The organism is Rhodothermus marinus, assembly GCF_009936275.1.
In the GTDB taxonomy this organism is placed as follows: Bacteria; Bacteroidota; Rhodothermia; order Rhodothermales; family Rhodothermaceae; genus Rhodothermus; species Rhodothermus marinus_A.
Genome location: NZ_AP019797.1, coordinates 1,927,414 through 1,951,717 on the forward strand (window position 1 = coordinate 1,927,414; position 24,304 = coordinate 1,951,717).

22 protein-coding genes are annotated in these 24,304 nt (G+C 65.1%); 7 read left to right on the forward strand and 15 right to left on the reverse strand.

Annotated elements, in window-relative coordinates; translation table 11 throughout:
• Window positions 1–3 precede the first annotated feature (3 nt).
• Window positions 4–1,062: an S-methyl-5-thioribose-1-phosphate isomerase gene (gene mtnA, locus GYH26_RS08310; protein WP_161541258.1), complete on the reverse strand. Its 1,059-nt coding sequence runs from the start codon at window positions 1,060–1,062 to the stop codon at window positions 4–6.
• Window positions 1,063–1,099: 37 nt separating this feature from the next.
• On the reverse strand, window positions 1,100–2,236 hold the full coding sequence (locus tag GYH26_RS08315) for a PorV/PorQ family protein (RefSeq protein ID WP_161541259.1): 1,137 nt from the start codon (window positions 2,234–2,236) through the stop codon (window positions 1,100–1,102).
• A gap of 142 nt (window positions 2,237–2,378) precedes the next feature.
• On the opposite strand from GYH26_RS08315, the gene GYH26_RS08320 reads away from it, so the two are divergent.
• Entirely contained in the window at window positions 2,379–3,581 is a 1,203-nt protein-coding gene (locus tag GYH26_RS08320; protein WP_161541260.1) for a class I SAM-dependent rRNA methyltransferase, read from the forward strand.
• A 48-nt stretch (window positions 3,582–3,629) separates the two neighbouring features.
• Here the strand turns inward: GYH26_RS08320 and GYH26_RS08325 are convergent, their stop codons facing one another.
• From GYH26_RS08325 to GYH26_RS08375, 11 genes are all read right to left on the reverse strand, one after another.
• A complete protein-coding gene (locus GYH26_RS08325; RefSeq protein ID WP_012843992.1) occupies window positions 3,630–3,923 on the reverse strand; it encodes an isoamylase early set domain-containing protein in 294 nt (97 codons plus the stop codon).
• 173 nt (window positions 3,924–4,096) lie between these two features.
• A complete protein-coding gene (locus GYH26_RS08330; RefSeq protein WP_161541261.1) occupies window positions 4,097–5,269 on the reverse strand; it encodes a serine hydrolase in 1,173 nt (390 codons plus the stop codon).
• Between the two features lie 84 nt (window positions 5,270–5,353).
• A complete protein-coding gene (locus GYH26_RS08335; protein ID WP_161541262.1) occupies window positions 5,354–7,030 on the reverse strand; it encodes a sodium:solute symporter family protein in 1,677 nt (558 codons plus the stop codon).
• Between the two features lie 36 nt (window positions 7,031–7,066).
• Window positions 7,067–7,357, reverse strand: a complete 291-nt coding sequence (locus tag GYH26_RS08340; protein ID WP_012843995.1) for a DUF4212 domain-containing protein — start codon at window positions 7,355–7,357, stop codon at window positions 7,067–7,069.
• 21 nt (window positions 7,358–7,378) lie between these two features.
• The gene (locus GYH26_RS08345) at window positions 7,379–8,608 is read right to left on the reverse strand and encodes a hypothetical protein (RefSeq protein ID WP_161541263.1); all 1,230 of its coding nucleotides are present in this window, start codon (window positions 8,606–8,608) and stop codon (window positions 7,379–7,381) included.
• A 181-nt stretch (window positions 8,609–8,789) separates the two neighbouring features.
• Complete coding sequence (gene acs, locus GYH26_RS08350; RefSeq protein WP_161541264.1) at window positions 8,790–10,775, reverse strand: acetate--CoA ligase; 1,986 nt, start codon at window positions 10,773–10,775, stop codon at window positions 8,790–8,792.
• 155 nt (window positions 10,776–10,930) lie between these two features.
• Window positions 10,931–11,878, reverse strand: coding sequence for a PAS domain-containing protein (locus GYH26_RS08355; protein WP_161541265.1), 948 nt, complete (start codon window positions 11,876–11,878; stop codon window positions 10,931–10,933).
• Window positions 11,875–12,273: a response regulator transcription factor gene (locus GYH26_RS08360; protein ID WP_161541266.1), complete on the reverse strand. Its 399-nt coding sequence runs from the start codon at window positions 12,271–12,273 to the stop codon at window positions 11,875–11,877. Before GYH26_RS08360 ends, GYH26_RS08355 begins: the two co-directional genes overlap by 4 nt.
• Before the next feature lie 6 nt (window positions 12,274–12,279).
• Entirely contained in the window at window positions 12,280–15,039 is a 2,760-nt protein-coding gene (locus tag GYH26_RS08365; RefSeq protein WP_161541267.1) for a sensor histidine kinase, read from the reverse strand.
• A 3-nt stretch (window positions 15,040–15,042) separates the two neighbouring features.
• A complete protein-coding gene (locus GYH26_RS08370; protein WP_012844001.1) occupies window positions 15,043–15,249 on the reverse strand; it encodes a hypothetical protein in 207 nt (68 codons plus the stop codon).
• Window positions 15,246–15,578: an ArsR/SmtB family transcription factor gene (locus tag GYH26_RS08375; protein WP_012844002.1), complete on the reverse strand. Its 333-nt coding sequence runs from the start codon at window positions 15,576–15,578 to the stop codon at window positions 15,246–15,248. The genes GYH26_RS08370 and GYH26_RS08375 overlap by 4 nt, the downstream gene beginning before the upstream one ends.
• Before the next feature lie 80 nt (window positions 15,579–15,658).
• Between GYH26_RS08375 and GYH26_RS08380 the strand changes: the two genes are divergently transcribed.
• Window positions 15,659–17,509, forward strand: a complete 1,851-nt coding sequence (locus GYH26_RS08380) for a 3'-5' exonuclease (RefSeq protein WP_161541268.1) — start codon at window positions 15,659–15,661, stop codon at window positions 17,507–17,509.
• Here GYH26_RS08380 and GYH26_RS08385 read toward each other — a convergent pair.
• Window positions 17,491–18,315, reverse strand: coding sequence for a ParA family protein (locus GYH26_RS08385; protein WP_161541269.1), 825 nt, complete (start codon window positions 18,313–18,315; stop codon window positions 17,491–17,493). The two genes, GYH26_RS08380 and GYH26_RS08385, sit on opposite strands and share 19 nt — an antisense overlap.
• Before the next feature lie 31 nt (window positions 18,316–18,346).
• Here GYH26_RS08385 and lnt point away from each other — a divergent pair, with 31 nt between their 5' ends.
• The 5 genes from lnt to GYH26_RS08410 all read left to right on the forward strand — a co-directional run bounded on the left by lnt (window position 18,347) and on the right by GYH26_RS08410 (window position 23,176).
• Window positions 18,347–19,852, forward strand: coding sequence for an apolipoprotein N-acyltransferase (gene lnt / locus GYH26_RS08390; protein WP_161541270.1), 1,506 nt, complete (start codon window positions 18,347–18,349; stop codon window positions 19,850–19,852).
• Window positions 19,849–20,442 carry a Maf family protein gene (locus GYH26_RS08395; RefSeq protein WP_014067142.1) on the forward strand — a complete coding sequence of 198 codons (594 nt, stop codon included), beginning with the start codon at window positions 19,849–19,851 and terminating at the stop codon, window positions 20,440–20,442. Before lnt ends, GYH26_RS08395 begins: the two co-directional genes overlap by 4 nt.
• Before the next feature lie 3 nt (window positions 20,443–20,445).
• Window positions 20,446–21,171 carry a type 1 glutamine amidotransferase gene (locus GYH26_RS08400; protein ID WP_014067143.1) on the forward strand — a complete coding sequence of 242 codons (726 nt, stop codon included), beginning with the start codon at window positions 20,446–20,448 and terminating at the stop codon, window positions 21,169–21,171.
• 72 nt (window positions 21,172–21,243) lie between these two features.
• A complete protein-coding gene (locus tag GYH26_RS08405; RefSeq protein ID WP_014067144.1) occupies window positions 21,244–22,143 on the forward strand; it encodes a carbon-nitrogen hydrolase in 900 nt (299 codons plus the stop codon).
• 28 nt (window positions 22,144–22,171) lie between these two features.
• Window positions 22,172–23,176: an agmatine deiminase family protein gene (locus tag GYH26_RS08410; protein WP_161542400.1), complete on the forward strand. Its 1,005-nt coding sequence runs from the start codon at window positions 22,172–22,174 to the stop codon at window positions 23,174–23,176.
• A gap of 229 nt (window positions 23,177–23,405) precedes the next feature.
• Here the strand turns inward: GYH26_RS08410 and GYH26_RS08415 are convergent, their stop codons facing one another.
• Window positions 23,406–24,290, reverse strand: coding sequence for an HDOD domain-containing protein (locus tag GYH26_RS08415; RefSeq protein ID WP_242006326.1), 885 nt, complete (start codon window positions 24,288–24,290; stop codon window positions 23,406–23,408).
• Window positions 24,291–24,304: the final 14 nt, after the last annotated feature.

The window sequence follows — 24,304 nt, forward strand, 5'->3', positions numbered from 1 at the left end:
CGCTCAGGTTGCGCTCGGCGTGGTCTCCGCTTCCAGTTGCTCCCGAAGAGCAGCCAGCGCTTCGGGATACGGTGGACGAAGAATGCCTCGATCCGTGATGATCGCCGTAATCAGCTCGGCCGGGGTCACATCGAACGCCGGGTTGTAAACGCGGATGCCCTCGGGCGCCGTCTGCCGCCCGAACCCATGCGTGATCTCGCGCGGATCCCGCTCTTCAATGACAATTTCTTTGCCGGAAGGTGTTTCAAAGTCGATCGTGGAGACGGGTGCCGACACGTAGAACGGGATGCCGTGCGCACGGGCCAGCACGGCCAGCCCGTAGGTGCCGATCTTGTTGGCCACGTCGCCGTTGGCTGCAATGCGGTCGGCGCCGACGATCACGGCATCGACCCAGCCCTGCTGCATCACGTGCGCGGCCATCGAGTCGGTGATCAGTGTGGCCGGGACGCCCGCCTTGAGCAGCTCCCAGGCCGTGATCCGGCTTCCCTGCAGGAGCGGACGCGTCTCGTCCACCCAGGCCTCCAGCCGGACGCCCCGCTCCTTGCCCAGAATGAACGGCGCCAGCGCCGTACCGTAGCCCGAGGTCGCCACGCCGCCCGTGTGGCAGTGCGTGAGCACGCGCATGCCGTCTTTGAGCAGCTCCAGTCCGTAGGCACCCAGACGCCGGCCGGCCTCCCGGTCTTCTTCCTCGATGGCCCGGGCTTCGGCCAGAAGCCGCGCCCGGAGCGTTTTGCGGTCGGCGTGCCGGTAGGCTTCCAGCACGGCCTTCATGCGCCGGAGCGCCCCGAACAGGTTCACGGCCGTGGGGCGCGTCCCGCGCAGCAGCTCGATGGCCCGCAGCACGTCTTCCGGACCACTGTCCGGCTCGCGGAGCGCCAGCACCACGCCGTAGGCCGCCGCAATCCCGATGGCCGGAGCCCCGCGCACCCGGAGCTTCCGGATGGCCTCGGCCATCTGCTCGGGCGTTTCGATCGGGATCCAGCGCTCCTCGACGGGCAGGAGCGTCTGGTCCAGCAGGTCCACGCGAAAGGCTTCGTCGTTCCAGTACAGCGGTGGAATCATGGGCAGGGATTAGTTTCAGGTTAGTTTTATCGGGGAATCAAACGTCCGGGCGGTGCCAGTTTTCCCGGGCCAGCACGAAGCGCACGGCCAGCCGGTGGGCAAAGCCCAGCTCGGAGGCCAGTCCGGCAAAATCGCCGAAGCTGTAATCGACGGTCAGATGCCGGAGCCGCACGCCCGCGCCCACCGTGGGCGTCAGTTCGAGTCCGAAGCGGTCGGAGTAGGCCAGGCGGTTGACGCCCGCCCGCAGTGCCACCACGTCCCGGTACCAGAACTCGGCCCCCAGCCGGGGGTGCAGCGAGACGTCGCCCACGTTGACCGCATAGGCGCGCTGGCCGTCGAAGGCCACGTCCACGTCGGCGGCCACCACGAGCCGGTGCATGCCCAGCGGCTGCTCGTAGGCCGAGCCCAGCCGGAGCACCGGCAGCACCAGGTAGGTGCCCCCCTCCGGCAGTTCCTGTCCAAAGGCTTCCTCGAAGGTGTAGGGCCGACCGGTCTCCGGGTTGATCGTCTCCAGCGCGAACGCATCCGGGTTGATGCTCCAGCTCTGGAGCATCGTCGAAAGGTCCTGCACGTTCACGCCCAGCCAGAAGCGTCCCAGCCGATAACGGGCGCCTGCGTCCACGCTGTAGCCCCAGGCTTCGGCGAAGTCCCCGATCGCCCGGCGCACCACCTTGGCCGAAAGTCCCACGGCCAGGTTCTCGCCCAGCAGGCGGGCATAGCTGAAGTAGAACGCGTAGTCGGCCGCCGAGAACGTCTCGATGAACTCCTCGGCGTGCGGCTTCGGGCGGTTGCGCACCGGGTCCCAGGCGTTCAGCGTGTTTTTGATGTCGTTGACGCCGCTTCTGAAAAATGCAATGCCCAGCGTCGAGGTCGCACTGATCGGCCAGGCCAGCGCCGCGTAGTCGAACGAAACGATCCCGGCAAAGCGTTCGGCGTGCATGTAGGCGACCTCCGGGTAGGCCAGCAGGCTCAAACCGGCCGGATTCCAGTAGGTGGCGTCCACGTCGGCCGCCAGCGCCACGTAGGCGCCGCCCATGCCGAGCGCCCGACCGCCCACGCCGCCAGCCAGAAAGTCGGCGCCGTACTTGGCCACCCGTTGTCCGGCGACCGGTAGGGCCAGCCCGCTCCACCCGATCAGCAGCCAGAGGGCCGCCTTTTTTCTCGAAACGAACATGCGCAATCGCTTCGCGTTGATTCTGGCTCGCAACGAAAGATCGCGTAGCAAACGCTCGTGGCGCCGGCCGGCTGGTTTACAGGGACGAGACTCCAACCGGCAGGCGCCCGGCCCGTTCCCCTGACCTGCCTCGTACCAGACCATGCGTGTTGTCCTCAAACCCGGCAAAGACAAACTGCTGCGTCGCGGCTATCCGTGGGTGTTCGCCAATCAGATTCACCGCATCGAAGGACGCCCGCAGACCGGCGACGTGGTCGAGATCGCCGCGGCCGACGGCACCGTCTATGGACTCGGCTTCTATCACGAGCGCTCCCAGATTGCCGTGCGCTTTCTCACGCCCGATCCGGAAGCCACCATCGACGCCGAATTCTTCCGCCGTCGACTGGAGCGGGCGCTGGCACTCCGCAAGGCCGCCTTTGGCGACAGCACGCACTACCGCCTGGTCTTCAGCGAAAGCGACGGCCTGCCCGGCACGATCATCGACCGCTACGGCGAGGTGCTCACCTGGACTTGCCTCTGCTACGGGATGGAGCAGCGCCGGGACCTGATCCTCGACCTGCTGGAGGAACTGCTGCATCCCCGCGCGATCGTCGAGCGCAACGACAACAACCTCCGCGAGAAGGACGGCCTCCCTCAGCAACGGGGCATCCTGCGCGGCCGCTACGACGGACCGGTGGAGATCGTCGAGGATGGCGTGCGTTTCCGCGTGGACGTGCTCGAAGGACTCAAGACGGGCTTCTTTCTGGATCAGCGATTGCACCGGCCCGTGGTGGCCCGCCTGGCGCGCGACCGTCGCGTGCTCGATGTGTTTTCGGCCGATGGTGGCTTCGGCCTGATGGCCGCAGCATACGGCGCCGCCCACGTGCACCTGCTCGACATCTCCGAGCCGGCCATGCAACGCGCCCGCGAAAACGCCCGCCTGAACGGCCTCGACCTGTCGCGCCTGACCTTCGACGTAGCGAATGCCCTCGACCGCCTCGGCGAACTCGTTGCGCAGGGCGCCACGTACGACCTGATCGTGCTCGATCCGCCCGCCTTCGCCAAAAGCAAGCGGCATCTGGACGACGCGCGCCGGGCCTACCAGCGCATCAACATCAGCGCGCTGCGCCTGCTACCGCCCGGTGGCCTGCTGGCCACGGCTTCGTGCTCGCAGGCGCTCGACGAAGACGAGTTTCTGAAAATCATTCACTACAGCGCCCGCCGTGTCGGGTGCGGCCTGCGCCTGCTCTACCGGGGCACCCAGCCGCCCGATCATCCCGTTCTCGAAGCCATGCCCGAAACGCATTACCTCAAGTTCTTCCTCTTCCAGAAGATGGCCGACGAAGTGCCACCGGTCCGGCAGTGATCATCCATAAAAAACGGCGCCTACGAGGGACGCCGCTTTTGCACGGGATCATTCCACGTGCAGCAGGCAGTTCTCGCTGAAGAACGGGCTGGCGGTGTAGCCGTCGGCCTGATCGTCGTTCACCCAGCGCTCACCATCGACAAAGTAGCGGAACTGATAGGTACCGGGCTTGAGCACGATCGACTTGCTCCAGTAGCCTTTGTTTTTGTAGAGGCGCATGGGATGGGCCGACGGATCCCAGTTGTTGAAGTCGCCCACGACGGACACGCTTTCATGCGCCACGTCGGCCGGCAACTTGAAGGTAACACTGATACCCCGACTCGTCTTTTTCTTCTCGATCATAGGGCCTCGAACAGGGATTGGTGAACAGGGATCGCCTTCGCATGAATTGGAAACGCACGCAAAAGTTGCCCGGCAACTGTTGAAAAAACAACTATCCCTGCCGCGACAAGCGCTTTTCTAATGAAAAGCTAAAAAAGCAGCGCTTGCTTTGATTTTGAGAAAGCGCTTTCTATTTACCTGCCCATCCCGGTAGCCTGCGCAAGGGGTGCTGTCGTGTGCAGGCGTCCACGGGCCTGTTCGAAGAAAGCGTCGTCCCCCAGCAGTTGCAGCACCAGTCCCTGTTCGAGGCGTGTCTGGGCCAGGTGGTAGAGCACGGCCATGGGCACGGCGTCCATCAACAGCACCGCCACGCGCACCCCGGGCCGATCGTGCCGTCGGGCATAGGCGGCCACACTGACCAGCCCCGGAAACAACCCGCTTTCGACGGCCAGCACCTTCAGGCTGGTCTGCAACGTGTCGGGTAGCGTACGCTCCAGGTAGCCACGCATGGTGCGTCCCCAGGCCGAGCTGTCGGTCGCAATACGCCGGAGCAATGCGGCATAGCCCTGCGCCGTACCACGGGGGTAGGTAGCCTGCGCCCGATCGCGCTGGTCCCACAGACTCAGGCCAGAGCCCTGCTGCTCCAGATGGGTTGCCAGCGCGTCATGCAAACGTGCATCGCGCACGACGGCCTGCGTCAGTGCAAAAGGTTCGGTACGGCGACCCTCCAGCGCCGGGATGGCATGCCAGCTCAGAAAAAGCCCCAGGAGCGGCCGCGGCGATTCCAGCAACGGGACACCGAGTCGCTCCGGCAGCGTGGCCACTGAAGCCTGCCCCAGGCGCAGCAGCAGGTAGTCGTGCGCGGCCGGATCGTTGCCTTCCAGCAGGAGCTGCACGACCTGCCGCAGGGGGAGCGTATCGCCGGTGTCCGGCAGCAGCGAGAGGGCATGCGTGTGCACCTGCGCGCCCAGCGATGGCAACACGTACCGGTCGAGCGTCTGGCGGGCGATTGGTTCGTCCGGGTTCAGCCTGCCCTGCGCAACCGCTTCGGCATAGCCGGCCAGCAGCAGCAGTCGGGGCAGTCCGGCCACCGGCCGCGCCACCTCCGGCTGGAAGTAGAGCCCGGAGTCCGGCGCCGTGACGTCAAAGACCACCAGCGAAGCCTGCCTCGGGTGATCCAGCAGATAGGCGAGCAGGTCCTGCGGGCTGCGCAACGTTTCGGCCAGCGCACGACCCTCTCGCATGGCCCGCAGGTTGTCCAGCATCACGCCGAAGGTGTCCCGATAGCGCAGGACGACGACCACGATCGCCACTACCAGCAATCCGGTGGCGATCAGCAGATGGCGTTTCAGGTTGATCCCCGCCATGGTTGCAACCGCTCCGTAGTTTTTTGCTCACAAAATAAAAAAGGGCGGCGGCACCCGAAGGCACCGCCGCCCCGGGGGTCCCGATCAGGCCGACTCCAGCTCTTCGGCGCGCAGCACGCGCGGATAACGGATCTGCTCCACGAGCGTCTGCACCTCCTTCGGAGGCGGCGGCGTGCGGAGCGAGACCAGAATCGTCACGATGAAGTTCAGGATCATACCGATCGTGCCCACGCCCTGCGCGTTGATGCCCAGGAAGCTGCTCAGGATCGGCTCCTCGAGGCCGAGCACGCGGTCGGCCCGCATCAGCACGATCAGCGTAAACGTAAAGAGCAGGCCGGTCAGCATGCCGGCGATGGCCCCTTCCTTGGTGCACCGCTTCCAGAACACGCCCAGTACGATGACCGGGAAGAAGCTGGAGCAGGCCAGGCCGAAGGCAAAGGCCACCACCTCAGCCACGAAGCCCGGCGGGAAGATGCCCAGCAACCCGGCAATGATCACACCAAGGAAAATCATCACGCGGGCCACCGTCAGCTTCACATGATCGGGGGCGCTCGGGTTGATGATCTGGCCGTAGATGTCGTGCGCCATGGCCGAGCCGATCACCAGCAGCAGGCCCGAGGCCGTCGATAGCGCTGCGGCCAGACCACCGGCCGCCACCAGCCCGACCACCCAGGCCGACAGGTTGGCGATCTCCGGCGTGGCCAGCACGATAATGTCGCGGTCGATCGTGCTGAGCAACGCAGCCGCCGTCATGCCCTCGCTCCACTCGCTCGTGCGGATCAGGCCGGTCTGCGCCCAGTTCTGGACCCAGCTCAGATCGAGCATGCCCGTCGGCCCCAGCTCACTGAACGCGTTCAGGATATAGTAGCGGGCGAACATGGCCACAGCCGGCGCCGTCAGGTACAGCAATCCGATGAAGAACAGCGCCCAGAAGGCCGACCAGCGGGCATCCACCACGCGCCGCACCGTGTAGAAGCGCACGATCACGTGCGGCAGGCCGGCCGTTCCGGCCATCAGGGCGAACGTCACGCAGAAGACGTTCAACATGTCCCAGCTCCCCTTGAAGGGCTGGCTGTAGAAGTTGCCCAGCAGCTCGTACTGAAGCTGGTCCAGCCGCGGCAGCACTTTGCCCAGCGCCAGCTGCGGCAGCGGAATACCCGTCAGCGTGTAGGCAATGGCGAAGGCCGGGATCAGGTAGGCGATGATCAGCACGGTGTACTGGGCCACCTGCGTCCAGGTGATCCCTTTCATACCGCCCAGCACGGCGTAGAGCGAGACGATCGCCATACCGATGATCACGCCCCAGACGATGTCCACCTGTAGAAAGCGGCTGAAGACGACGCCCACGCCGCGCATCTGCCCGGCCACGTAGGTAAAGGAGACGAACAGGGCCGCGATGGCCGCCACCACACGGGCCGCATTGGAGTAGTAGCGTTCGCCCACAAAGTCGGGCACCGTGAACTTCCCGAACTTGCGCAGGAACGGCGCCAGCAGCACGGCCAGCAGCACGTAACCGCCCGTCCATCCCATCAGGTAGACGGCCCCGTCATAGCCCATGAAAGAGATCAGCCCCGCCATCGAGATGAAGCTGGCCGCACTCATCCAGTCGGCGGCCACGGCCGCGCCGTTGGCAACGCTCGGAATGCCCTGCCCGGCCACGTAGAACCCGGCCGTGTCCTTCACGCGACTCCAGATGGCGATTCCGATGTAGACGGCGAACGTAATCGCCACCCAGAAGAAAGTCCAACCAATGATGCTCATGGCTCGTGCCTCCAGATTGGTTCAACGGGAGCCTCCTCAGTGCGCCTGCGAGGGGGGTGCCGTCGTGCCGGCGTCTTCCTCGACACCGGCCGCCCGGTCCAGCTTACCCATCATGATGGCGTAAGCCAGAATCAGCAGGATGAAGATCATAATGCTGCCCTGCTGGGCCATCCAGAACCCCATCGGGACGCCGGCGATCTTCAGCGTGTTGAGCGGTTCGACCAGAAAGATGCTCAGCACGTACCCGACGATGAACCAGATGACCAGCAGCCAGGCGGTACGCTTGCGCACTTCCCGCCAGTACGTTTTGCGGTCCATTTGCGCCATGGCTTCCTCCATAGATGGTTGTTAGAAAAACAGAAACACGGTGAAATTCCCCCGAACGTTGGTGGCCGTCTCCGTGTCGCCGATCGGTTTGTAGCGGTCGTCGAAGCGGCTGGCATAGGCCGCCGAGGTCACTTCCAGTTCGAAGGCGAAGCGAACCGGTCCGTGGTTCAGATTCAGGCGCGGTGCCAGCCGCCAGAGCTGCTTGATGTTCGGTGCGCGGGCGGCCGTGGCCACGACCGGCCCGTCCAGGTCGCCGCTGGCCCCCTGGTTGACCAGGTAGCCCACAAACAGACCGGGAGCCACGCGCCCCGCGCCGTCGATGTCCACCCAGCCGGAAAGCAGTTGCAGTGGCTTGAAGGCCCCGGCGTAGTAGTCCCCCTGGCGATCGGCGCTGGGCGCATAGACGTAGCCGCCCGTCATCAGGTGATCGGTCAGATCCCCGCCGTAGGTGACCTTACCCCGCAGCGTCGCGCCCTTGCCGGCCAGCGTGAAGTAGCCCTGCACGGCCCAGGCAAAGAAACGGTCGCCCGTGACCACCGGTCGCAGCGACTTCAGATAGGCCCCGGCCCCTACTACGCTACCGCCCTGGCTGAAGAGCTGCAGGTGCGTGTGCAGCGCCGGAAGCGCCGAAAGTTGTTGTTGCTTGATCCCCGAAACACCGTTGAAGCTGATGTCCTGAAAGGCGTCGCGCTGCCAGGCCAGCGCTCCGATGAAACGGACGCCCTGGCCTTTCAGCGTGGCGCGAATTTGCGGCTGGCGGGCAAACGGCTGGAACGGCGCACCGGTCGTCGTCGCTACGGTACGCGGAAAAGCCGCCAGGGTAAACAGCGGCGACCACTCCTGACCGAAGAGCAATTCGGCCTGATCCCAGATCAGCCGCACAAAAGCGCGCCGCAGGCGGAAGCTGCTCTCCAGGCCATTCTGCGGCCCGAAGAAGTCTGATTCAAAATACCCTGTCACCTGCGCCCCGAGGGCCTCCGGCAGATCGCCGATCGTCAGGCTCAGCCGCGAGAAGAACACAAACGCCCCGAGGTTATCCGTCTCCGTGGCTTCAGATTTGGGCAACGGGAACAGGTGAAACTCCCCGTCGCGTGCAGCGGCAACCTGGCGCGTGTCGTACAGGTACTCTGCTTTGATGAAGCCGCTGACCTTGAACGACTGAGCCCAGAGCGTCAGCGGCGCAGCCAGGAAGAGCAGCAGCAGGCCGAAACCCCGGCCCATACCCGGCGTACGACGTAACGTGTGCTTCATGAGTCACCTCCTTGGTTTGGTTCACCCGGGGAGGGACTCTCCAAAAGGCACGGGGCTCCGCAGGTGGCCGCCCCCCTCCCCCACAGGGCGGCCACCCGGATGCGGAGACCGTGCACCCACCAGACGGCGCCCGGTTCGATGGTTGGCGGCCTCGCAACCGGGCGCCGTTTTGTGTGCGGTGTCAGCGGTTGAGTCGGTTCTGCACCAGCTCTTCGACGACCGACGGATCGGCCAGCGTCGAAATATCCCCCAGGTCCTGATATTCGTTGGCCGCGATCTTGCGCAGAATGCGGCGCATGATCTTGCCAGAACGCGTCTTGGGCAGCGCCGGCGTAAACTGCAACAGGTCGATCGTGAAGATCGGCCCCAGCAAGTTTCGCACGTGCTGGATCAATTCCTTGCGGAGTTCGTCGCTGGGCTCGAAGCCCGCCTTCAGCGTCACGAAGGCGTAGATGCCCTGCCCTTTGATCTCGTGCGGATAGCCCACCACGGCCGCCTCGGCCACCGCCTCATGCTGCACCAGCGCGCTTTCGATTTCGGCCGTGCCCAGACGGTGACCGGAGACGTTGATCACGTCGTCGACGCGGCCCACGATCCAGTAATAGCCGTCCTCGTCCCGACGCGCGCCGTCCCCGGTGAAGTACTTGCCCGGAAAACGGGTGAAGTAGGTCTCTACGAAGCGATCATGCGCCTTGTAGACCGTGCGCATCTGGCCGGGCCACGAATCGAGAATGACCAGCATGCCGTCGGCCGGCCCTTCCAGGATGTTCCCGTCGTTGTCCACGATGGCCGGCTGGATGCCGAAGAACGGCAGCGTGGCCGAGCCCGGCTTGAGCGGCGTGGCGCCCGGCAGCGGCGTAATCATGATACCGCCCGTTTCGGTCTGCCACCAGGTGTCCACGATCGGGCAGCGTTCTTCGCCCACCACCCGGTAGTACCAGAGCCAGGCTTCCGGATTGATCGGCTCCCCGACCGTGCCCAGCAGCCGGAGCGACTTGCGGCTCGTCTTCTTCACCCACTCGTCGCCTTCGCGCATCAACGCCCGAATGGCCGTGGGTGAGGTGTACAGGATATTCACCTGGTATTTGTCGACCACCTGCCAGATACGCGACGGATCCGGGTAGTTCGGTGTGCCCTCGAAAAGCACTTCGGTCACGCCGTTGGCCAGCGGCCCGTAGACGATGTAGCTGTGGCCTGTCACCCAGCCGATGTCGGCCGCGCACCAGTAGACGTCGCCGTCGTGATAGTCGAAGACGAGCTGGTGCGTGAGCGAGGTGTAGACCAGATAGCCGCCGGTCGTATGCACCACGCCCTTGGGCTTGCCGGTCGAGCCCGAAGTGTAGAGGAAAAAGAGCGGATCTTCGGCATCCATCACCTCGGGCGGGCACTCGGCCGAAACGGTCTGGATTTCCTCATGATACCAGCGGTCGCGGCCTTCCACCCACGGGATGTCGCCGCCCGTGCGACGCACGACCAGCACGGTCTTCACGTCCGGGCAACGTTCGAGCGCCTTATCGGCATTCCGTTTGAGCGGCACGCGACGCCCGGCCCGGAGCCCCTCGTCGGCCGTGATCAGGTAGGTCGCCTCGCCGTCCAGAATACGATCGGCCAGCGAGTCGGGCGAAAAGCCCGCAAAGACCACCGAGTGGATCGCCCCGATCCGTGCGCAGGCCAGCATGGCGTAGATGGCTTCCGGGATCATGGGCAGGTAGATCGTCACCCGGTCGCCTTTCTTCACGCCGTGCTTTTTGAGCACATTGGCCAGCCGGCAGACCTCTTCGTAGAGCTGGCGGTAGGTGATCGCCTTGCTCTCTTCGTTCGGATCGTCCGGCTCCCAGTAGAAGGCCACCTGGTCGGCCCGCTTTGCCAGATGGCGGTCGATGCAGTTGTAGGCCGCGTTCAGTTTGCCGCCCTCGAACCAGCGGATGTAGAGCTTCGAGGGGTCGTACGACGTGTTTTTAACCGTATGGAACGGCTCGAACCAGGTGATGCGCTGGGCCTGCTCGCGCCAGAAGCCTTCCGGATCTTTGATGGAGCGCTCGTAGAGCTCACGATATTGCTCCATCGAGCTAATGAAAGCCCTTTTGCGAAACGCTTCCGGAGGATCGAAGACCAGTCCGCGTCCCGAGAAGGCCGCCGTTTCTCTGATCGTTTCCTGAACACCCATGGCTCCTCTTTATTTATTCCTACTTAAGAATAAGTTGATTCTCTGGCTTTCCGCTCCGCTTTTTTACCTGTGAAAGATTTATTTAATGTTATAAAAAATTTTCGCAAGAGATGCAAGAGGGGATTATAATATTCCTGTACAGGAATATCTTTTTCTCAGGAAAAGATTGGCAGTACCAGACGCAAGCGTGCGCCCCGGGCGTCACGCTGCACCCAGAGATCGGCTTCGTGCCAGGCCAGCACTTCCGAAAGCGTCAGCGACAGCCCCTGTTCATCCAGCGTCAGCGTCTGCGTCAGCCAGCGCTGCAGGCGCTCCGGAGGCAGTCCCCGCCCCTGCCAGCACAGATCGATCCAGAGCAGCCTTTCGTCGCTTTCGGCCAGCAGCACCCATTCTCTGCCCCGGGGTAACGCCTGGTGAAGTTGCCGCCCCAGTAGCTCCCAGAGCCGGGACCAGAGCCGCCGGTCTGCCTGCACGATACCGGCGGGACACGCGGCCGCTATCCGCACGCGCCGGGCGTCCTGCTGCAGCGCCGCGGCCATCAGTTGCAGCAACGCGGCGGCCGGCATACGCTCCAGCGGCCAGTGAGCCTGCAGGTACCGGGTGTAGGCCGAAACCGTTTGCTCCAGCAGCCGGGCCAGCGCTTCCGTCTGGTCCAGAATGATGTGCCGAAACTGCGCCGCCAGGTCTGGCGCCATATCGGGATAGGAGGCGAGCGTCTCGATCGCGGCCCGGATGTTGGCGACCGGCCGCCGCAGCCCTTCCAGCAACTGCTGTAACAGCAGCGGCTGCCACTCGTCGGATCGGCTGGAAGCCGGCCGAACCTGCAGCACGAACTCCTCCCCACCGGCCAGCGGCCAGGCCTGCACCGACAGCAGTCGGCCTTCCGGGCTGCGCACATGGCCGGTGGCTTCCGTCGGCGGCCAGGGCAATCCGGGCAAAACGGCCGGCAATCTGGCTTCGGTCCCTTCGTCGGCGGGCAGCGCCAGCCACTTCCGGGCCCGCCGATTGGCCCACAGGACACGTCCTGCCGCATCGCAGAGGATCACTCCGTCCGGCAGCACCTCCAGTGCGGCCGCCAGTTTACTTGCGTTCGGCGTCTTCAAGGCTGCTCCGCTTCTCCAGACCGGTTCAGCAGAGTGCGCACGGTCTCCATCACTTCGCGAATGGCAAACGGCTTGACGATGTAGGCGTCGGCCCCGACGGCCCGGCCTTTTTCCAGGTCGGTCTCCCGCCCGCGCGCCGTCACCAGCACCACCTTGATGGCCTGTCCGTCCGGACCCGCCTTGAGCTGCCGGCACACCTCAAACCCGCTCATTCCCGGCAGCATGACGTCGAGCAAGACCAGGTCGGGCGGCACATTCCGGCAGGCCTCCAGCGCCGCCTCGCCGTCTTCCACAACATGGGCTTCATATCCCTCCTGCTCCATCAGAAAGCGCAGCGACAGCGCAATACTGGGTTCGTCTTCAACGATCAATACGCGGGGTGTCTGGCCGGTCATTGCATTTTACAGATTCAGCCGTGAAGTGTCGCGCATAGGTTGGGGCATACCATCAGACGCCGGCAGGCGTGGCAGCGTGAACGAAAAGGTAGCCCCGTGACCGGGATCGCTCTCGACCCAGATACGGCCGTGGTGATGCTGCACGATGCGCTGGGCGATGGCCAGTCCCAGCCCGGTGCCCGGCGGCCGCCTGCCAGTGCTCGTGTGCACCTGCCGGAATTTATCGAAAATCGTAGCCTGATCCTCGGGGGCAATGCCCGGACCGTTGTCCTCCACGTCCACACGCACCCGGTCGGGCTCCACCAGCAGCCGCACGGCAATGCGCCCGTCCTCCGGGTTGCAGAACTTGACGGCGTTCGAGAGCAGGTTCAACAGCACCTGCACCAGCTGATCGCGGTCGCCCAGCACGTAGCAGGGCGTCTCGGGGACAGAAACCGTCAGCGTGATTTCGTTGAACTGAACATGCGGCTGAATGGCCTCGACGGCCTCTTCGATCACTTCCTGCATGCGCACCGGCTCCAGGTTCAATTCCACGGTGCCCGACTCCAGCTTCTGGAGCGTCAGTACCTGGTTGATCAGCCGGGTCAACCGCTCGGCCTCTTTGATGATGATGCCCAGAAACTCCTGGCGTTGCGCTTCGGGCAGATTCGGATTGGCGTGCATGATCTCGCTGAAAGCCCGGATCGAAGTCAGCGGCGTGCGCAGCTCGTGGGTGATCGTCGAGATGAACTCGTCTTTGAGCCGGTCCAGTTCTTTGAGGCGCTCGTTGGCCGCCTGCAGCTCGCGCGTGGCCCGTTCCAGCTCGGCCGACTTCCGTTCCAGTTCGTGGCTGTAGGCGATCACCTGCTGCGTCTCGTCTAGAATGTCCATGACCTCACGCAGGCTCAGCGGCTCCTCCTTGACCACCGAAGCGATCAGCACCCGGGCCGAGGCCGATCCGATGGCACCGGCCAGTAGTCGCTCGGCGTGCTGCACCACCTCGGCCGTTGCGGTCACCGTACCCCCACCCTGCGCCAGTACCGGACGCAGCGCTTCGTCCGCCTGCTTTTTGCCCAGAAACCGCCGCAACAGCTGTTGCAGATCCGACACGTAGGCGGTCCCGCGCCAGGTGGCCTCGCCCGGCCGCCCCGACAGGCGAAACACGTCCACGAACGCCCGCGCCTGCAGCAGCTCCTCCACGCGCTGCTGCGTGAACAGCGACACGCCCACGTACAGCCCCGCATTGAACAGCAGGCTCCAGAAGAGCGCATGCGAGATCGGATCGAAGCCTTCCAGTCCGAACAATTGGTACGGACGCAGCCAGCCGACGCCCCATGGACCGTTTTCGATGAACGAGACCGGCAACAGGCCGGCGTCGACCAGCGACGGCAGCGGGAGCGTGTAGCCCCAGATCAAAAAGCCGGCGATCAGCCCGCAGAGCGCGCCGGCCCGCGTGCCACGCCGCCAGTACATCCCTCCCAGTATCGCCGGCGCAAACTGCGCGACCGCGGCAAAGGAAATCAGCCCGATCGAAACCAGCGCATAGGCATGCGCAATGGCGTGGAAGTACAGATAGCTCAGCAACAGCACCAGGACTATCCCTCCCCGACGAATGCCCAGCAGCAGCCCGGTGAGCCGTCCACGTTGCGCCAGCCTCAGAAAGCGAATGCGCAGCAGGATGGGCATGATCAGATCGTTGCTGATCATAGTGCTGAGCGCCACGGTGGCCACGATGACCATGCTGGTGGCCGCCGAAAAGCCGCCGATGAAGGCCAGCAGCGCCAGCAGCTCCTGCCCGTGCGCCAGGGGAATCGCCAGCACGAACATGTCGGCATCGACCTGACCGCCCGGAAAGGCCATCAATCCGGCCAGCGCAATGGGCAACACGAACAGGTTGATCAGCCACAGATACAGCGGGAACAGCCAGATCGCCTTGCGCAGGTGGCGCTCGTCCACGTTCTCGACGACGGCCACCTGGAACTGGCGGGGCAGAAATAGAATGGCCAGCATGGCCAGCAGCGTCATCCAGAACCACTGACCGTAGGCGCCCGGCCCGAGCGCCTCTTCCATGGTCAGCAGCCGGCGGAACTCCGGGCGGGCCAGCGCGCGGCCAAACAGATCGGCCGGTCCGTCGTAGAGCCCGAACGTCACAAACAGACCGACCGCCACAAATGCCGGGAGCTTCACCAGCGACTCGAAGGCGATGGCCGCTACCAGCCCTTCGTGACGCTCGGTGGCGTCCAGATGGCGCGTCCCGAACAGAATCGAAAACAAGGCCAGCGCCAGCGTCACGTACAGTGCCGTGTCGTCCAGCAGGCTTTCGGTCGGAGTCGGGGTGGGACGCCCGCTGAGCACTTGAAAGCTGACGGAAATGGCCTTGAGCTGAAGCGCGATGTAGGGCACGCCGCCGGTGACGGCGATCACGGTCACCAGGGCGGCCAGACCGCTGCTTTTGCCGTAGCGCGAGGCCACAAAGTCGGCGATCGAAGTGATCCGGTACACCTTGCTGATCCGGATCATCTTTCGCAGCACCATCCACCAGAGCACGGCCGTCAGCGTGGGCCCCAGATAGATGGGCAGATACCCCACACCACTGCTGGCCGCCCGTCCCACGCTCCCGTAAAACGTCCATGCCGTGCAGTAGACGGCCAGCGAGAGCGCATAGATGTACGGGCTGCTGATGATGCTTCGGCCCTGCTCGGCCCGCCGATCGCCATACGTGGCAATGGCGAACAGCAGGCCGATGTACAGCAGCGCGATGAGGAAGATGAAGCCGCCCTGGAGCATGGCTCAGGGATTTTCCTCCGGCGGGGTCGTCCGACGTCGCTCCATCAGCCAGATGAGCAGGCCGATCACCAGGGCCCACACGCCGTAAAGGTACACGTACAGCACGGGCATCCCCAGCAGCAGACGCTCCCGGCTGAAGAGGGACAGCAGCGGAAAGTTCATCAGCAGCAGGCCCAGCACAAAGAGGGCCACGAGGCGCGCGCGTGTCATGGCGGTGTTCCGTCCGGTGGAGCTTCCAGGCTCCGGCACAGCAGCAGGAACAGTCCGGCCAGCGAAGGATCGGCCAGCCGGTAGCGCACATGCACTCCGTCACGGCGCCGCTGCACCAGTCCTTCGCGGGCCAGCTGGTTCAGGTGCTTGCTCACGTTCGGCTGCCGCAGGCCCAGCGCATCGACCATCTCCTGGACGCTCAGCTCGCCGTGCGTGCGCAGCAGATTCAGCAGTCGCAACCGTACCGGATCGCCCAGCACCCGTAACCGGCGTGCGGCCGGTTCCAGCAGGGTTTCGGGCACCAGCGGTGCCTGTTCGACCACGCCCATCCCGGATTGCCTTTCAGGATTCTGCTGTTTTGTTTCTATCTTACAGCGTAACGCGCCGAAAATCAAATGCCCACGGCTTTATGCCGCTGTCGGCTCGCTTCTGGAAAACCTACGCCGTGCTGGCGCTGCTGGGCCTGCTGCTGCTGGCCGCGCCCAACCTGATCTGGTGGCTGAGCGCTTCGCCCTCGGAACGGGCCTGGCTGCTGGCACGCTATCCGTTTCTGCTGGTGCTCATCGTGCTGGTGCTGGGCGGCATCTATGCGCTCTGGCTGCATGTGTACCAGACGCACGTGCGCCCGATCGCTCAGCTCACCGATGCGATCCATCAGGTACTGGATGGCCACACGCTGCCGCCCCTCCCGCAGGCCAGCACCCGCGAACTCCGAAAACTGCAGGAAGCGGTGACCGAACTGGCCCGCCGCCATCGCCTCCAGTCCATAACCCCGGCTGCCGCTCCCCTTCATCGCGAGCGCAACCTGCTGGCCACGCTGCTGGGCGAGTTGCCCGAAGCCGTGCTCGTATGTCGAACCTCCGGCCAGATCCTGCTCTATAACGAAACGGCCCGCCGCCTGCTCGAGACGCCCGAGCATCCGGGCGCCATTGGCCTGGGCCGCTCCATCTTTCACAGCCTGGATCGGGACCTGATCGTCTTCGCCCTGGACGAACTGGCCTATCGGTTGCGCCAGCAACATCCCCGTCCCACCGTCCATTTCGCCACCTGCCTGCCTTCAGGGCAACTTGTGCGCGTGCAGGCCGCCCCGATCCGCGACGAAGCGGACCGCCTGGAAACCTTCATGCTGCTCCTGCAGCCGCTCCGCTCAGAAGCCGAACCGTTCGAGATCATCCGAGGGGCCGATCTGCTGCAGGCCCTGGACCTGCAGCTCCGGGAAGCTGGCGTTTCGCTCCAGCTCGAAGGCGTCACGGGCACCCTCTGGCTCCGGGTTCGCCTGCCTGAGGCCTTCGAAGCGCTCCGGCGACTGGCCTTCGAGTTACGTCAGGAAACTTCCTGCACGCAACTACTGGCTCGCACCACCTCGGAAAATGGCCGCGTGCATCTGTGGCTTCGTCCGCTCGATGGTCACCCGCAAGCACTCGAACGGCTGCAACCCTATGTGCAGGAACCCTCTCTGCAGGCGCTCCTTCAGGAACATCAGGCCACCCTGCAGCTCGACGGCGAGGCCCTGCGCCTGACGCTTCCGGCCTCGCCGCCCCCGCACTCGGGTGCCGCGCGGGCCTTTCTGCCCGGACCCTCGGCCGCGCGTCGTCCGATTTATGCCGATCTATCCCTGCTGGAAACCTCCGAGGCCACGCCGCTCGACGATCGCCCGCTGCGCAGCCTGATCTACACGGTCTTCGATACCGAAACCACCGGCCTGCATCCTGAGCAGGGCGACGAAATCATCGCCATCGGTGCCGTCCGCATCGTCGGCGGCCGCATCCGCCCCGAGGAAACCTTCGACCAACTCGTCAATCCTCGTCGACCGATCTCGCTCGATTCGGTGCGCGTGCACGGCATTCAGCCCGTCCTGCTTCAGGACAAGCCACCGATCGAAGAAGTGCTCCCGCGCTTCTATCGCTTTGCCCGGGATACCGTGCTGGTGGGCCACAACGTGGCTTTCGATCTGAAATTCATCCGTCAAAAAGAAAAAGCACTGGGCCTGCACTTCGACCAGCCGGTGCTCGATACGATGTTGCTGGCGGCCGTGGTCGATCCGGAACGTCAGCATTACGGATTGGATGAGCTGGCTGCGGCTTTCGGAATCGAACCGGTGGGGCGACACTCGGCCCTGGGCGACGCGCTGATTACGGCCGAGCTGCTCCTGCGTCTGCTGCCCCTGCTTGAGCAGCGCGGCATCCACACCCTGCGCCAGGCCCGCGAGGCGATCCAGCAGTCCCGACCGGCCCGCAACCGCTACGGGCGCATCTCCTGAAGCGGCGGGGCCGGTGCGCTCCAGTTCGGCACCGCGCCCGCTTCCCGATCCTGCAAAATGCGGCGCATCAGTTCATCCGTGACGTTTGCGTAGTCCCGGGCTCCACGTGAGTAGGGTTCGCGCGTGAATACGGTGGACCCGTCCTCGTAGGAGCGGGCCAGCGAGGCGCTGGTGCGGATGACCGCTTCCAGGACGCGATCGCCATAACGGCGGCGCATGTAACGACGGTAGAGCTGATGGGCACGTTTGCGGGCATCCACCTGGGTAAACAGGAAAAGCGGGGGGAAAAGCGTCGGGTTGAGTTTCTCACGTACTAGGTGCACCGTCTGGGCCGTCTGCTCGGCACCGAGCACCGGCTGATACTCGGGCGTCACGGGCACGAGCACGTGTTGGCTGGCCACCAGCGCATTCAGACTGTAGACGGTAATGGCGGCGGCTGTATCGAAAATAACCACGTCATAGTCCAGCCCGCTCTGCTCGAGCGCCTCCTTGGCCCAGAGCACATCCGTGGGGCGATTGAGCTGGCGCATCACACGCGTCATCGCCGTCGAGGAAGGCAGCAGATCGAATCCCCCCACTGTATGCCGGCGTACCTCGCGCAGCGAACGCGCTGGATCGAACAGGGCCAGCACCGAATGCTCCTCAGGGGGCTCGGGCACGCCCATAACCCGGGTCAGAAACCCCTGCGGATCCAGATCGATAACCAGCACCCGGTGGCCACTGAGCCCGAGTGCCGCTGCGATGTGGATGGCCGTCGTGGTCTTACCGGTGCCGCCCTTGTGGTTGCAGACGGTCAGAGTAATCATGCGCAACCGGTTTGCTGACCTCGTTTAAGGTATGCAAGTTAGCTTGCAGGCCCGCCCCTGTCAAATCCTGCGCCACCATTTCTGGACGCCGGCCGTGCTGAGCGGCCTGCTGCTGGGCCTGAGCTTTCCACCGGTGCCGCTACCGGGGCTGGTTCTGACCGCGCTGGTGCCCCTGTTGCTTGCGCTGGAGCAGACGCACACCCCGCTGCAGGCCCTGCTGGCCGGCGTGGCGGCCACGCTGCTCTGGGTCGGGCTGACGCTGCACTGGGCGCTGCGCCACGCGGTGCCCACGGCAGCTTTTGCCTCGTCGGTGGGCCTGCTGTGCCTGACGCTGCTCATGGCGGTGCCGGCGGTCATCGCCAGGGCGGTGCAGCTTCGCCGGGGACGGGCAGCCGCGCTGGCCGCGTTTGTGCTGAGCTGGATGGCACTCGAAGCGCTGCTCACCTACGGCCCGCTCCCCTTTCCCTGGTTGCAACTCGGCTATGCTACGCTGCCGCTGTCGTTCTTTCGGGGACTGATCGCTACGCTGGGCGCACCGGGCCTCTCGCTCTGGGTGCTGGGCACCAACGTACTGACCTATGCGCTACTCCGCCAGCGCAATCTAATGACAAGCCTGCTGCTGGCGAGCTGGCTGTTGCTACCGCTCGGCTTTCCCGAACCGGCATCAGATCCAGAACTCCGCACAGTACCCGTGCTGGTCGTGCAACATGGCGTACCGGCCGCCACGTGGGACCGCATGGACGGCCTGGAGCGCCTCGCGCACCTGTTGACGTTGACCGAGACGGCGCTGGACACGGCCCGTCTGCGCCCAGCCCTGATCCTATGGCCCGAAACGGCCCTGCCCGACACCTCGGTGCTTTTTCGCCTCCGCGCGTGGGTCGCTCACCGGCGGATTCCCCTGCTGACGGGAGCCGTCGTACCCGCCGACGGTCCGGGATCTACGCGCTTTGCCTACACGAACAGTGCATTGCTGCTGCAACCGGACCGTCCCCTCGGCCGATACGACAAGCAACGGCTGGTGCCCTTTGCCGAACAGGTCCCGCTCGTCGAGACTTTTCCGGCGCTGCAGGTGCTGGCCGTACCGGCCGGAGGGGTGGCCGGCTACCGCTCCGGCCGAACCCCCGCCCGCTTTGCGGTCGGCCCCCTGCGCCCCGGCGTACTCATCTGCTTCGAGAGCTTTTTCGGGAACCTGGCCCGACGCTCGGCCGAAGAAGGGGCGAACCTGCTGGTGGTGCTCACGCAGGACGGCTGGTGGGGACGCGGCCCGGTCTATCGACAGCACCTGCAGGCCGCGCGTCTGCGCGCCATCGAAACGGGCCGCGCCGTCGTGCAGGTCGGCGCCGACGGACTGTCGGCCCTGGTGCTGCCCTCCGGACGGATCGCTCAGGAGCTGCCGCCCCGGCGGGCCGCGATGCGCCTGTTCCTGGCACCGTTACACGAAGCGCCTACGCCCGCCGTGCGGCTCGGCGACCTCCTGACACCCACCGTCCTGCTGAGTCTTCTCCTGCTGCTGGGCTGGACCTTCCTGAAACGATGAAACTGCGCGTACCGCTGATTCTGGCCTCCCGCTCGCCCCGGCGCCGCAAGCTGCTGGCGCAGCTCGGGCTGGACTTCGAAGTGCATCCGAGCGATCTCGACGAGAACGCCACGAACCACCGGTTGCCGGAGCAACTGGTCGAGCAACTGGCGCTGGAAAAGGCACGCGCCGTGGCCGCCCGCTTTCCCGAGGCGCTCACGCTGGGCGCCGATACGATTGTCGTGCTCGACGGCGACGTGCTCAATAAACCCGCCGACGAAGCCGAAGCCCGCGCCATGCTGCGCCGCCTGAGCGGCCGCACGCACACGGTCTACACCGGCGTGGCGCTGGTGCATCCGGCCAGCCAGCGCGAAGTCGTCGACTACGAGGCCACGCAGGTCACCTTCGCCCCGCTGACCGACGCCGAAATCGACGCCTACGTCGCCACCGGCTCACCGCTCGACAAGGCCGGCGCCTACGGCATCCAGGACGACTACGGCGCTGTCTTCATCCGCCGCATCGAGGGCGACTACTACAACGTGGTGGGGCTCCCGCTGCACCGCCTCTACCGCATGCTTCGCAACCATTTTGCCGACCTGATCGAGGACTGACACATGCCCTCAGCGATCCGGGTGCTTCTGATTCAGGCCCGCCGCCTTCCGGAAATCGAGCGGCAAGAACAGCAATGCTTTCTGGAATGCGGCCGCCTGCGCCCCGACCAGCTCCGCTGCGTGAACGTCACGCGCGACGCGCTCCAGCCGAATTTGCTCGACGGCATCGACGCGGTGCTGCTCGGCGGCTCCGGCGAGTTTTCCGCCACCGAGCGCTATCCCTGGACCGAATCGCTTCAGACGCTCCTTCTGGGAGCGGCCGATCGCAACCTGCCGATGTTCGGCTCCTGCTGGGGCCATCAAACGTTGGCCGTCACCTTCGGCAGCGAAGTGCGACGCGACCCGGACCAGGCCGAATTCGGCTCCGGTGAAGTGACGCTGACCGAAGCCGGTCGTCACGATCCCGTCTTTCGATACCTGCCCGCCCGCTTCCGCGTCAACATGGGCCATCGCGACCGCGTCGTGGCCCTGCCGCCCGGTGGCATCGAACTGGCCCGCAACGCCCAGCCCTTTCAGGCCTTCCGGCTGGCCGATCGCCCGATCTACGGCACGCAGTTTCACAGCGAACTGAACGCCCGTCGCCTGCGCGAGCGCCTGCAGGCCTACCGGGATCTCTACATCGATGTGCTGGGCCCGGAAGGTTTTCGCCAGGCCATGCAGGCGGCGACCACGCCCGAGGCCGACGAACTGGTCTATCGCTTCCTGTGCACCTACACCGCCCATCGATGAAAATGCTGCAGAACGAAACTCCAGGCCCGATCTGGCATTGAGCAGCCCGCACGCTCACCCGTCGGTCGCACCATGCCGGAAACGCTGAAGGTCGGACTCGTTCAGATGCGCTGTGGCGACGATCCCGCCCGGAACCTGGAGCGGGCCGTCGCGGGCATTCGCGAAGCGGCCCGCCAGGGCGCCCGGATCGTCTGCCTGCCCGAGCTGTTTCGCACCCCTTATTTCTGCAAGCACGAAGACCCGCGCCACTTTCAGCTGGCCGAACCCGTGCCGGGTCCGACTACCGAAGAACTGGCCCGGCTGGCCGCCGAACTGAACGTCTCGATTCTGGCCAGTCTGTTCGAGAAACGCGCCGACGGACTCTACCACAACACGCTGGCCGTCCTCGACCCAGAGCGGGGCTACCTGGGCAAATACCGCAAAATGCACATCCCGCACGATCCCCTCTTCGAAGAAAAGTACTATTTCGCGCCCGGTGATCTGGGCTTCCGTGTGTTCGACACGGCCGGCGTGCGCATCGGCACGCTCATCTGCTGGGATCAGTGGTTTCCCGAAGCGGCCCGCCTGACGGCCCTGCAGGGCGCACAGATTCTCTTCTACCCCACGGCCATCGGCTGGCTGCCCGAGGAAGAAGCGTCCGAAGGCGCCGCCCAGCACGAGGCCTGGGAGCTGGTACAGCGGGCGCACGCCATCACGAACGGCTGCTATGTGGTGGCCGTCAATCGGACAGGCTTCGAGCCGGCGCCGCCGGGCGCGGCCTACCGGGGCATCCGTTTCTGGGGACAGAGCTTCGTGGCCGCGCCGGACGGGACCGTACTGGCCCGCGCCCCCGTCGACGAGGAGGCCGTGCTCGTGGTCGAACTGGATCTGTCGTTCATCGACCGCTTCCGCACCACCTGGCCGTTTTTCCGGGATCGACGCATCGACGCCTATGCCGAGCTTACCCGCCGCTTCCTCGACGCCCGCGACTGAGGTGGTACCCGCCGCACAGGGCTTTCGCATGCCGCCGGAGTGGGCCCCACACCGGGCCACCTGGCTTTCCTGGCCGCACAACCGGGAAACGTGGCCCGACGAACTGGCGCAGGTCGAGCGCACCATGGCCGAGGTCGTGCGCCTGCTCAGCCACAGCGAAGCGGTTTACATCAACGTCAACGACGCGGCGCACGAGCGGCACGTCCGGCAATTGCTCGACGAGGCCGGCGTGAGCGGCCCGGTGCGTTTCTTTCACATTCCGACCGATGACGCCTGGATCCGCGACCACGGCGCCATCTTCGTGGTGCACCCGCAGCGGCGTGTGCTGGCGGCCACCGTGTGGGGCTTCAACAGCTGGGGCGGCAAATACCCCCCCTGGGATCGGGATGCGCAGGTGGCCCGGCGTATGGCCGAAGCCCTTCAGGTGCCGATCTTCGACGGCGGCATGATCCTCGAAGGGGGATCCATCGACACGAACGGCGCCGGCACACTGCTGACCACCGAGCAGTGCCTGCTCAACCCCAATCGCAACCCCCATCTCGACCGCGCGGCCATCGAGCAGCGGCTCAAGGACTTTCTCGGCGTCCGCCAGGTGCTCTGGCTGGGACGCGGCCTGGAAGGCGACGATACCGACGGGCACGTGGACGATCTGACGCGCTTCGTGGCCGAAGACGTGGTGGTCACCGCCGTCGAAACGAACCCGCACGACCCGAACTACGACGTGCTGCAGGAAAATCTGGAGCGCCTGCGGGCGTTTCGGCTCCCGGACGGCCGTCCGCTGCAGATCATTGAATTGCCCATGCCGGAGCCGCTGGAGATTGCCGGCGAGCGCGTGCCGGCCACCTATGCGAACTTCTACATCGCCAACGGCCTGATACTCATGCCGGCCTACGGCGATGCCCGCGACGAAACGGCCCGGGAGATCCTGCAGCGGTGTTTTCCGGAGCGGACGGTCGTGCCCGTGGACTGCCGCGCCATTATCCGTGGGCTGGGCGCCCTGCACTGTCTGACGCAGCAGGTACCACTTGTCTGACTCAAGCCTGCTCGAACTTATCCGGAAAACAAAGGGAGGTCTGGTAAGCCGGCGCTTCGCGCTGCGTGTCAGAAGCACGTGTTTGTAGTAAGCCACGCAGGCGCCAGCCGAAGTGGCGTTACCCGAGACGGCACTTCGCTTCGCTCCGTGCCTGACTACGAGCGCGTTGGTTGTGCCTCAAAGCTCAGCGAAACGCCATGCAAGATCGAAATCGCGAACTCCCTGGAAATTATTTTTCGAATGCCTTCTCGTTCAGTTCGCGAAGATCCCGAACCAGTTGAAACAGCGTGGCTTCCTCCAGTCCCAGATAGGCCAGCACCGATTGTCCCACGGCCTGCCATTCGGCTGCGGGCGGCTGCTCGGCGTAAAGCCGCAGCACGTGCTGCGCCGTCAGCAGCAGGGCGAGTTTATCGACGGTCGGATCAGGCTCCTCGCGCCGGTAATAGTCGAGCGCGTCGTGGTGGCGCAGAATGGCCTGACAGAGATCGGCGGGGAGCTTCCAGGTACGCGCCAGCAGAAAGCCGGCCGCCGCATGATCGGTGCGCAGGCGCTCGTGTTCGAGCTCGATAAACGGCCGCAGGTGGGCCTCCCGTTCGGCCGCTTCATAGACGCCCGGATAGGCCGGAAATTGCTGCAGCAAGAGCGGCACACCACAGTCACAGAAAAGCCCCAGCGCATAGGCTTCCTCGCGGGGGACGCGGGGGCACCAGCGCGCAATCAGCGCGGTGGTGCGGGCCATGACTTCGGCCCGGCGCCAGAAACGTTCCATGAAGGCACCCCGCAGGTTGCGAAACGCCTGATGCAGCAGCAGGCCGGTGATCAGACCGGAGATATTCTTCAGGCCGAGCATCCGCACGGCGTGCCGGATGTCCACTACCGGACGCGCCAGCCCGAAAAGCGGCGAATTCACCAGCTTGAGCGTGCTGGCGGCCAGCGCCACGTCTTCACTGATCAGTTCGGCAATGCGATCCAGGTCGGGATCCGGCTTGCCCTGCTCTTCCAGCACGGCCACCAGCAGCGTCGGACGCGGCGGGATCAACACGCTGCGCAGCAACGCCTCGGTCTCCGCCACATCCAGCGCCCGTTGTCCTTCCAGCGTCAACGTCGTTTCCATGGTCATAATTTTTC